9 protein-coding genes and 1 pseudogene are annotated in these 9,713 nt (G+C 68.7%); 7 read left to right on the top strand and 3 right to left on the bottom strand.

The genetic code is table 11. The annotated features are described in order from the left end of the window. From ACZ1IK_RS10820 to ACZ1IK_RS10795, 6 genes and pseudogenes are all read left to right on the top strand, one after another. A pseudogene (locus ACZ1IK_RS10820) lies at positions 1-274 on the top strand (AAA family ATPase); the annotation flags it as partial. Between the two features lie 228 nt (positions 275-502). Then, the gene (gene merA, locus ACZ1IK_RS10815) at positions 503-1,948 is read left to right on the top strand and encodes a mercury(II) reductase (RefSeq protein WP_354436288.1); all 1,446 of its coding nucleotides are present in this window, start codon (positions 503-505) and stop codon (positions 1,946-1,948) included. Between the two features lie 75 nt (positions 1,949-2,023). Next, positions 2,024-3,412 (top strand): FAD-dependent oxidoreductase, encoded by a 1,389-nt coding sequence (locus ACZ1IK_RS10810; RefSeq protein WP_044658719.1) that lies wholly within the window; start codon positions 2,024-2,026, stop codon positions 3,410-3,412. A gap of 94 nt (positions 3,413-3,506) precedes the next feature. Then, positions 3,507-3,896, top strand: coding sequence for a heavy metal-responsive transcriptional regulator (locus ACZ1IK_RS10805; protein WP_029603659.1), 390 nt, complete (start codon positions 3,507-3,509; stop codon positions 3,894-3,896). A 179-nt stretch (positions 3,897-4,075) separates the two neighbouring features. Continuing rightward, complete coding sequence (gene cmtR / locus ACZ1IK_RS10800) at positions 4,076-4,435, top strand: Cd(II)/Pb(II)-sensing metalloregulatory transcriptional regulator CmtR (protein ID WP_082067560.1); 360 nt, start codon at positions 4,076-4,078, stop codon at positions 4,433-4,435. Then, positions 4,432-5,034, top strand: a complete 603-nt coding sequence (locus tag ACZ1IK_RS10795) for a cadmium resistance transporter (protein WP_036341590.1) — start codon at positions 4,432-4,434, stop codon at positions 5,032-5,034. The genes cmtR and ACZ1IK_RS10795 overlap by 4 nt, the downstream gene beginning before the upstream one ends. A gap of 1,195 nt (positions 5,035-6,229) precedes the next feature. Here ACZ1IK_RS10795 and ACZ1IK_RS10790 read toward each other — a convergent pair. The 3 genes from ACZ1IK_RS10790 to arsB are packed head-to-tail and all read right to left on the bottom strand — an operon-like array spanning position 6,230 to position 9,139. After that, on the bottom strand, positions 6,230-7,567 hold the full coding sequence (locus tag ACZ1IK_RS10790; protein WP_044658722.1) for an FAD-dependent oxidoreductase: 1,338 nt from the start codon (positions 7,565-7,567) through the stop codon (positions 6,230-6,232). 28 nt (positions 7,568-7,595) lie between these two features. Next, positions 7,596-8,024 (bottom strand): arsenate-mycothiol transferase ArsC, encoded by a 429-nt coding sequence (locus ACZ1IK_RS10785; RefSeq protein WP_002855764.1) that lies wholly within the window; start codon positions 8,022-8,024, stop codon positions 7,596-7,598. A 23-nt stretch (positions 8,025-8,047) separates the two neighbouring features. Beyond that, on the bottom strand, positions 8,048-9,139 hold the full coding sequence (arsB, locus tag ACZ1IK_RS10780) for an ACR3 family arsenite efflux transporter (RefSeq protein ID WP_036381392.1): 1,092 nt from the start codon (positions 9,137-9,139) through the stop codon (positions 8,048-8,050). 81 nt (positions 9,140-9,220) lie between these two features. Between arsB and ACZ1IK_RS10775 the strand changes: the two genes are divergently transcribed. Then, on the top strand, positions 9,221-9,586 hold the full coding sequence (locus ACZ1IK_RS10775) for an ArsR/SmtB family transcription factor (protein WP_049148029.1): 366 nt from the start codon (positions 9,221-9,223) through the stop codon (positions 9,584-9,586). The last annotated feature ends 127 nt before the right edge of the window (positions 9,587-9,713 follow it).

Raw genomic sequence — 9,713 nt, 5'->3', positions numbered from 1 at the left:
TGTGGGCTTCGCCCACGAATACCGCCCCCTCACCCCCGAAGAGCTCACCGCCGTCCTGAACCGCCGCTGGCACACCGACGGACTCGCCGGCGAGGACGACGAGTTCACCCAGGCGGTCGCGATCGCCACCATCGCCCGGATCACCGGCGGCAACTTCCGTCTCGTCGACCGCCTCCTCACCCAGATCCAACGCATCCTCACGATCAACCAGTTGGCCACCGTCACCCCCGAAGTGGTCGAAGCCGCCCGCGAGTCACTCCTGATCGGTCACTGAGCACACGGGCCGGCCACCAGCTCCTGAGATCCACCGGCCAGGCAATCGCCTCTGGCAGCGACTCCTCGAAAGGGCCCCCGGGTCTGGGGCACATACGGTCGTGCACATGACATTGCCGCGGTGACGTCTTGACCTTCCTCTTCAGGGGAAGGTGCAGGCTGGGCACAGCACAGCACCGCACACAGACGGCCCGTCGGGGCCTTCATCACGGACTTACGGAGGCCGGTCATGCCTGAGACGGGAACGCACGAAGTGGACCTGGCGATCATCGGTTCCGGCGGTGGTGCGTTCGCCGCCGCGATCCGGGCCACCAATCTCGGCAAATCAGTGGTGATGATCGAGCGTGCCACGGTCGGGGGCACCTGCGTGAACACCGGGTGCGTGCCGTCGAAGGCGCTGCTGGCCGCCGCCGAGGCCCGCCACGTGGCGCTGGACGCCACAGGACGGTTCCCCGGTCTGAGCACGTCGGCCGCCGGGGTGGACATGCCCGGGCTAATCGTCGGCAAGGACGCGCTGGTGGAGGGAATGCGCTCGGACAAGTACCTGGATCTGATCGCCGACTACGGCTGGGAACTGGCCACCGGCGAAGCGGTGTTCACCGGCACCGCCGAGGATCCGGCGCTGGAGGTCACCGGAGCCGACGGTTCCTGCCGCCGGGTGCGGGCGGCCCACTATCTGGTGGCCACCGGCTCCACCCCGATCGTCCCGGAGATCGAGGGTCTGGATCAGGTGGAGTATCTGACGTCGACCACGGCCATGGAGTTGGACGAGGTGCCGGAATCGCTGCTGATCATCGGTGGCGGGTACGTGGGCCTGGAGCAGGCTCAACTCTTCGCCCGCCTGGGCTCGATGGTCACCATGGTCGTGCGGTCCCGGCTGGCCTCCCATGAGGAACCCGAGGTCTCCCGGACCCTGAGGGGCGTGTTCGCCGAGGAGGGCATCCGGGTGATCCCCCGGGCCACCGTCTCCTCCGTGACGCCCGACCGGGACACCGGGGAGGTGGTGGCCACCGTCACGGGCCCGGGCGGGCAGGACACCCTGCGGGCGGGCCGGCTCATGGTCGCGGTCGGGCGCCGTCCGGTCACCGAGAACCTGGGCCTCGGCTCGGTCGGGGTGGACACCGGGGCGCGCGGGGAGATCCTCGTCGACGCCCGGATGGCGACCTCGAATCCGAAGGTGTGGGCGGCCGGGGATGTGACCGGGCACCCCCAGTACGTCTACGTGGCCTCGGCCCACGGGGTCACCGCGGTGGAGAACGCCTTCCACCACACCGGCCAGCAGATCGACTACACCCACCTGCCGCGGGTCACTTTCACCTCCCCGGCCATCGCGGCGGTGGGCATGACCGACCAGCAGGCCCGGGAAGCCGGCCTCCGGTGTGAATGCCGGGTGCTGCCCCTGGAGTACGTGCCCAGGGCGCTGGTCAACCGTGACACCCGCGGGTTCGTGAAGATGGTCGCCGAGGCCGAGACTGGGCGGATCGTGGGTATCACCGCGGTGGCCAAGGACGCCGGGGAGCTTGCCGCGGCCGGGGTCTACATCTTGTCCGCGGGCATGACGGTGGATCAGGTCTCCACCCTGTGGTGCCCGTACCTGACGATGGCCGAAGGCCTCAAGATCGCCGCCCAGTCCTTCCGCACCGACGTCTCCAAACTCTCCTGCTGCGCCGCGTGAGGATCGGTCGGCCTCGAGCATCGAGCACAGCCGGGAGCTGACGACTCAGCAGGCACTGTAACGGAAGGGGAAGTCATGGCCCAGAGGTTGATCGTCATCGGTGGGGACGCCGCGGGGATGAGCGCGGCCTCCGCCGCCCGCCGCCAGCTGCCCCAGGACCAGTTGGAGATCGTGGCCTTCGAGCGGGGCCACTACACCTCGTATTCGGCCTGCGGGATCCCGTACTTCATCGGCAAGGACGTCGCCGACACCACGGAGCTGATCGCCCGTACCCCGCAACAGTTCCGCGACCACCACGCCATCGACGCCCGCACCGGTCACGAGGTCCTGGAGATCGACCTGCACCGCCGCGCCGTGCTCGTGCGCGACCTGACCGCCGGCCGGGAGGCCTGGGAGGGTTTCGATCAGCTCATGGTCGCCACCGGGGCCACCCCGGCCCGCCCGCCACTGCCCGGGATCGATGCGGCCGGTATCCACGGGGTGCAGACCCTCGACGACGGCCTGGCCCTGCGGGCGGTGCTGGAGCGGGACCGGCCGGGCCGGGCGGTGGTCGTCGGGGCCGGCTACATCGGCCTGGAACTGGCCGAGGCCCTGTCCGCCTGGGGCGTGGACATCACCGTGATCGGACGCCCCCCGGCCCCACTGCCGGGCCTGGACCCGGACATGGGCGCGCTCATCGCCACCGCGATGGAAGGGTACGGGATGGAGGTGCGGATGGAGGAGACCGTCACCGGCTTCGAGACCCACACCGGGAAGGTCACCGCCGTGGTCACCGATCAGGCCACCATCCCCACCGAGCTGGTGATCCTCGGCCTGGGGGTGACCCCGAACACCACCCTGGCCGCCGACGCCGGGATCCCCCTGGGCGAGACGGGGGCGATCGCCGTGGACCGCCGGCTGCGCACCGGCATCGAGGGGGTGTGGGCCGGCGGGGACTGCGTGGAGAAGTTCCACCGCGTCTCCCGCCGCCACGTGGCCCTGCCGCTGGGTACCCACGCGAACAAGGAGGGCCGCACCGCCGGGATCAACCTCGGCGGCGGCTACGCCACCTTCCCCGGGGTGCTCGGCACCGCCGTGACCAAGATCTGCGACATCGAAGTCGGACGCACCGGCCTCGGCGAGGTCGAAGCGCAGGCGGCCGGCTTCGACCCCGTCACCGCCGTGGTCGACTCCACCACCCGGGCCGGCTACTACCCCGGGGCCAAACCCATCCGCACCAAACTCATCGCCGAACGCGGCACCGGACGGCTGCTCGGCGCCCAGATCGTCGGGGAAGAAGGCGCGGCCAAGCGCATCGACGTGCTCTCCGTGGCGCTGTGGCACGAGACCCCGGTGGAAGAGCTGCTCAACATCGACCTCTCCTACGCCCCGCCGTTCTCCCCGGTGTGGGACCCGGTGCTCATCGCCGCGCGCAAGACCTGGCAGGCCGTCGAGACCGACCGCGCCCGCACCGAACCCGGATGACCACCGGCCCCTCCAGGGGCAGGCAGTGCCCTGCCCCCGGAGCCTTCCTCTACCGTGGAAGGCCACAGACCAGTCCAGGATCGAGGTGCGCACCGTGCGGATCGGTGAAGCGGCCGCAGCCGCCGGCATGACCACCAAAGCCCTACGGTTCTACGAACAGCACGGGCTGCTGCCCCCGGTGCACCGCGGCCCCAACGGGTACCGCGACTACCCACCCGAGGCCCTCGCCCGCCTGCAGTTCATCCGCCGAAGCAAGGCCGCCGGACTCAGCCTGGCCGAGATCCGGAACATCCTGCAGATCCGCGACGCCGGGCAGGCCCCCTGCGCCCACGTAGCCGCACAGCTCGCCCAGCAACTCACCGACCTCGACCAGCACATCGCTGAGCTCACCGCCCTGCGGGCCTCCGCGGCCGAGCACTACCAGGCCGCCTCCCAAGGCGACCCCACCCAGTGCGATCCCGCCCAAATCTGCAGCTACCTCTGAGCCCACAGCCGCACCACGGCCGCCAAATACCTCTGTCAGAACACCGCCATTCACCGTCGACAGTCACAGTCGTCGAGGACTGAGCTCGCTCGACGTACGGTGAAGGATCCCCTTACGGGCATGCGATCTGGGCTGACGCCTGTGATCGAGTGTTCAGTTTGCGCTGTATAGTTCAGTCCATGCTGACTATTGCTTCGCGTCTCGACGTGTTGAACCGCCTGGGTCGTGCACTGGCCGACCCCACTCGATCCCGGATCATCTTGACCCTGCTCGACCATCCCGCTTACCCGGCGGAACTGGCCCGAGATCTGGACCTGACACGCCCGAACGTGTCCAACCACCTGGCATGCCTGCGCGATTGCGGGATCGTCGTCTCCGAGCCCGAGGGTCGTCGGACACGATATGAGATCGCCGATTCGCACCTGGCGCAGGCGCTGACGGCACTGGTCGATGCCACCCTGGCAGTGGACGAAGACGCCCCGTGCATCGATCCCGCCTGCTCGCTTCCCGGATGCGACGCAGCTGGGGAGGGCGCATGAGCCTCACCTCGGTCTTGCAGGCGATGGGCCTGTTCGCAGCGACCAACATCGACGACATCATCGTGCTCTCCCTCTTCTTCGCGCGAGGGGCAGGCCAGCGCGGCACTACCGCCCGCATTCTGGCCGGCCAGTACCTCGGATTCGCCGGCATCCTCGGTGCCGCGGTCCTGGTGACCATCGGCGCCGGAGCATTCCTGCCCCCGGCAGCCATCCCGTACTTCGGCCTCATCCCTCTGGGCCTCGGCCTCTGGGCCGCATGGCAGGCCTGGCGCGGAGACGATGACGACGATGACGACGAGGCCAAGGTTGCCGGCAAGAAGGTCGGCGTGTGGACAGTCGCAGGCGTCACCCTTGCCAACGGCGGCGACAACATCGGCGTCTACACCCCTGTCTTCCTCAGCGTGGAACCTCTCGCAGTAGTCGCCTACTGCATCGTCTTCCTCGCGCTCGTCGCGGTCCTGGTGGCCCTGGCAAAGTTCGTCGCCACCCGCCCCCCGATCGCCGAAGTGCTCGAACGCTGGGAGAACATCCTCTTCCCCATCGTTCTCATCGGCCTCGGCATCGTGATCCTCGTCAGCGGCGGAGCCTTCGGACTCTGACGTAGCGGCAGCGATCCAAACGGCCCCGACCGGGCGCACCCCTCTCGGTTCAGACCGCGACACCTACCTGCAGCCAGTCCTGCGTGATCGCGGCAACAAGACCGCCACGGAGCGCTGCAAAAACCCCGCCACCAAGCGAACGAAGCCACAGCCCCGTCGCATCCCGGACGCCCGCCACAAACGACCGTTTGTGCCGGGGCGCTGGGTGTGGGTGCTGCTTCAGTCTTCATGGGCAGGGGTCGCCGGTGGATCGGTCGTGGTCTAGGTTTCTTTTGGCGTACTCGTAGAGCCCTCGTAGCTGGGCTCTCGTGCCCAACCCATCCGCCCTTGAGCTTCGGAGATCACCCGATGATCGAATCCACCCCAGCTGGCCGGGTCTCGGGGCGGTCCGCAGCGCAAGTGGTCCTGGGGCTCGTGCTGCTGGTGCTCATCGTTCCCGTGGCCATAGCCGTCTTCATGGCCGCCTACGCCGTCGCGGAGTTCGCCCAGGGCAGCCACGCTCCCGTGGGGGCGCCTTCCTTGCTCGTCAGCGTGGGGCAGCTCCTCGTCGTCGCATGCGCGGCCGTCTGCGGCGTCCGGTTCGCTCGATCCAGATCCCCTCGCTCTCGGTGAGGCTGGACGGCCGCGGTGGTTGCTCTGTTGGTGCTGGCCGCCTGGCCTGTCCTGGTGGGAGGGATCGGCCTGGTGGAGCGAGAGGCGTGTGAAGTCCGCCCGGCGCCGTTCTGGTGTGAGTGAGCCTGCAACCGCAAGGGGCCGGCGCCAGGGCGCAGCTGTCCCCAGGGGGGCTATCCGGGTACGAGGACTCGTTCCTACCCTGGGGCGATGACTGCACCGGATGCCCTGCCGCCCTCAGAGTTGCCGTCCACGCCTGAGGTGCGCCGGGTGATGTCCGCGCTGGTCCAGAGGTACTTCAGTCGTGAGACTCACGCGCGTCTCCTCGACGCCGACGTGACCGGGGAGGTGCTCACGGTGGTGGCCTGGCAGGCCGGACCTTCCCCGGAAGACCCGCGACGGGTGATCGCCCACCGCACGGACCTGGGGATGCGTCTGGCCGAGTGCGAGGGGGATCTGGAGGCGGTGCTCCTGGATGCATTGCAGTTCCAGGTATTCGAGCCGAGCGCGCCGGGCTGGGCGGCGTCCAGGCGGGTATACCCCAGCGGGGTGGCACAGAACGTCGTGCCGTCCCGCTGTTTGCTCATCGGACGACGGAGAGCTCGATCAGTTGCGGGCTGCTGCAGCAGGCGTCGCCGGCTGGGGCTGGGGCGTCGCAGCTGCCGCCGAGGTCGGTGGTGCATACGCCGGTCTCGGGTAGTTCGAGGTGGACTGCGTCGGCTGCTTTGCGGTCGCCGGCCAGGGCTGCTGCGATGGAGCGGACCTGTTCGTAGCCGGTGGCCATGAGGAAGGTGGGGGCGCGGCCGTAGCTCTTCATCCCCACGATGTAGAAGTTCGTCTCCGGGTGGGCGAGGACTCGCTCACCGTGAGGCTCGACGGATCCGCAGGAGTGGAACTCGGGATCGATCAGCGGCCCCAGCTGGGACGGTGCTTCGACGGCCGGGTCCAGGGCCAGGCGGAGTTCGGAGAGCATTCCGAGATCAGGGCGGAACCCGGTGGCGGGCACCAGCACATCGACGCTCACTTCTCGCTCCCCGTCCGGGGTCACAGCGTGGACGGTCAACGTGTCGTCGGCTCTGAAGCGAGTGATGGTGAAGGAGGTGAGGACCTCGATGCGTCCGGAGTCGACCAGCTGGCGCAGTCGCGAGCCGAGCGCTCCTCGGGCTGCGAGTTCGTCCTGGTCGCCGCCCCCGTAGACGCGGGTGAGGTCTGCGGTGCGAGCGGCCCAAATGATGGTGGTGTCGGCCTCCAGGCCTGCGAGGTCCAGCAGGGTATTGGCGGCTGAGTGGCCGGCACCGGTCACCATGACTCGCTTGCCGGCGAAGCGGTCACGGTCGCGGCCCTGCACGTCAGGCAGCGGCGCGGTGATGTGGCCCGCGGCGCGGGCCTGCTGCTCGCCGGGAGCAAGGAGCCCGGCCTGTCCGAGGGGGTTGGGCGTGGACCAGGTGCCGGAGGCGTCGATGACCGCGGAGGCGAGCACGTCTTCGCTGTGCCCGTCGGTGGTCTGGATCCGGACGAGGAAGGGGGTCTCCTCGCGGCGTGCGGTGCGGGTCTTGTCGATGCCGGCGCGGGAGACGGCGGTGACCCGCGCCCCGCAGCGGATCGACTCGGCGAGCTGGGGAAGCTGCGCGAGCGGTTCGAGGTAATGCTCGCGCAGTTCGTGACCGGTCGGGAGAACGTCGGCGTCGGGTGCGGTCCAGCCGGCAGCTTCGAGGAGACGCTGTGCGGCGGCGTCGAGGCTGTACTGCCACGGCGAGAAGAGCCGCGTGTGCCCCCACTCGGCGATCGCGGCTCCTGCCGCGGTCCCGGCCTCGAGGATCAGGAACGGCAGGCCGCGCTCAGAGAGGTGGGCAGCGGCGGCAAGGCCGATGGGGCCAGCGCCGATGACGACAATGGGATGTGAGTTCGTTGCGGTGGTCAAGATGATGAGTCTCCTTGCTGCGGGGCGGTCAGTTCGCGGTGCCGGTGAGGTCGGTCAGGAGCTTGCGGACGTGGGTGTCGATGTCGTCGCGGACCAAGCGCATCCGCTCCATCCCTTCGATGCCGCGCTGAGAGGGCTCATCGGTGTGCCAGGTCGTGACCGGCGCGGTCATGCCCTCGACGGGTTTGATGACGGCTTCGTCGCCGATGACGATCACGTGGTCGACGCTTCGCAGCAGCTCGGGGGTGACCGGCTGCGGGACGGCGGAGGACATGTCCGCGCCGACCTCGGCGATCGCCTCCGCGGACTGGGCGTTGATGGCGGTGCCCGGGCGGGTGCCGGCGGAATGCACGTCGACCTCATCCCCGGCGTGATGGCGCATGAGGGCGGCGGCCATCTGGGACTTGCCGCCGTTCTTCACGCAGACGAACAGGACTGAAGGGCGCTTCGTGGTCATGGCGAGGGGATCCTTCTGTGGGGTCATCGGGTGGGGGCGGTGGTGTCGCCGGGGAACAGGCGCCGCCCCATAGCGAGGGCGACGTAGACGAGGGCGACGAGGACGGGGACTTCGATCAGCGGGCCGACGACGCCGGCGAGGGCCTGGCCGGAGGTGACTCCGAAGGTGCCGATGGCGACGGCGATGGCGAGCTCGAAGTTGTTGCCCGAGGCCGTGAACGCGACGGTCGTGGACTTCGCGTAGTCGAGGCCGATCGCGCGGCCGAGCAGGAAGGACCCCAGGAACATGACGACGAAGTAGACCAGCAGCGGCAGGGCGATGCGGGCCACGTCCCCCGGTGCGGAGATGATCGCGTCGCCCTGGAGGGCGAACAGCAGCACGATGGTGAACAGCAGCCCGTACAGCGCCCAGGGGCCGATCTTCGGGAGGAACCGCTCCTCGTACCAGGTCCGACCCTTGGCTCGCTCACCGAGGATGCGGGTCAGGAACCCTGCGACCAGCGGGATCCCGAGGAAGATCAGCACGCTGAGGACGATCGCGCCGATCGAGAACTCGGCCGACGTGGTCGGCAGCCCCAGCCAGGATGGCAGCGCCTGGAGGTAGAACCAGCCCAGGGCACCGAAGGCGATCACCTGGAAGACGGAGTTGATCGCGACCAGCACCGCGGCTGCTTCTCGGTCACCGCAGGCGAGGTCGTTCCAGATGAGGACCATCGCGATGCAGCGTGCGAGCCCGACGATGATCAGGCCGGTGCGGTACTCCGGAAGGTCGGCCAGGAAGATCCAGGCCAGGGCGAACATGAGTGCCGGGCCGACGATCCAGTTCAGCACCAGCGAGGTCACCAGCAGGCGTCGGTCCGCGCCGATGCGCCGGGTCTCGTCGTAGCGGACCTTCGCCAGGACCGGGTACATCATCACCAACAGTCCGATCGCAATGGGCAGGGACACGGATCCGATCTTCACCGCCTCCAGCGCGGTGTTCAGGCCGGGGATGAACCGTCCCAGCAGGAGACCCACTGCCATGGCGGCCAGGATCCACACCGGGAGCCAGCGATCGAGGAAGGACATCTCCTTCATCACGCGGGGCTGCTCCACATCCTTGGTGGTCGTACTCATCGGGCTTCGACACCTTCCATCGACGGATATCGATGCGAACGCTATGCTTCACATCGATGACTGTCAATGTAAGGTGGGGACATGTCCACGACGACCGCGATCACAACTGCCGGGCTCGAGACGATGAACGGCCCTGAGGAGTGCTGCAGGCTCTCAGCGGGGCCCGTCGACAGCGTCGAGGCCGAGAGGATCGCGTCCTTGCTCAAGGCGCTTTCCGACCCGACCCGTCTCCGGCTTCTGTCCCATGTCGCTGCTCAGGGCTGCAATTCGGTCTGCGCCTGTGATCTCACTGAGCCGTTGGGCATCAGCCAGCCGACCGTGAGTCACCACATGAAGAAGCTCGTCGACGCTGGCCTGCTCACGCGCGAGCAGAAGGGGCGCTGGGCGCACTACTCCGTCGTGCCGTCGGCCTTCGCCGAGCTCCGTTCCTTCCTCGACATCGCCTGAACCCCCACCGCCGACTTTGGAGATCCTCCTGACCGCACGGCCCAGTGTCCAGGTCGTCTGCGTCCACAACGCCGGTCGCTCGCAGTCCGGTTAGCTGTTGTGGGTCATGAGGTTCTTGCCACGAGGG

It is taken from the genome of Micrococcus sp. CS26 (assembly GCF_055522295.1).
The sequence above is the reverse complement of the archived record's forward strand: the minus strand, read 5'-3'. Positions and strand labels throughout refer to the sequence as shown.